Source organism: Halalkalibacter oceani (assembly GCF_023715605.1).
Lineage (GTDB): Bacteria > Bacillota > Bacilli > Bacillales > Bacillaceae_D > Halalkalibacter > Halalkalibacter oceani.
Genome location: NZ_JAMBOL010000077.1, coordinates 1 through 483, shown reverse-complemented (window position 1 = coordinate 483; position 483 = coordinate 1). Strand labels below are relative to the sequence as shown.

The window sequence follows — 483 nt, the reverse complement described above, 5'->3', positions numbered from 1 at the left end:
AATTGAAAAACGCATTTAGTGAATTAGGGATGTTTAAGCATCTCCGAAAAGCTGGCATTACGAAGAAATTTGGATTCCCAGCTTCCTATTTGTTTCAACTCATATTCTGCTTAATCTTTCACCACAAGAGTTGGTTTACGCTTCTACAGTCAAAGAAGAGTGACTGTTATCCAGCTAAAGATGCAGTGTATCGTTTTATGAATCATTCCAAGTTTGCTTGGCGCCGTTTTTTAACTAGTTTAAGTGCTTATGCGATTCAAAAAGTCGACCATCTTACAGATGGCAAGCGTCCAAATGTTTTCATCATCGATGACTCGATGTTTGAGAGAAATCGCAGTAAAAAGGTGGAGCTTCTCGCTCGTTGTATGGATCATTCTTCATTGAAGAACCGTTTCTATAAAGGGTTTCGTATGCTTACCCTTGGTTGGTCGGATGGCTGTACGTTCATGCCTCTGGATTTTACGTTGTTAAGCTCCACCAACG

Annotated in this window: 1 protein-coding gene; it reads left to right on the top strand. The window is 40.2% G+C overall.

Annotation, left to right across the window (positions count from 1 at the left end; all coding sequences use genetic code 11):
• Positions 1–2 precede the first annotated feature (2 nt).
• Positions 3–483, top strand: a 481-nt coding sequence (locus M3202_RS22070; RefSeq protein ID WP_251225350.1) for a transposase, incomplete at its 3' end; no start/stop codon positions are given.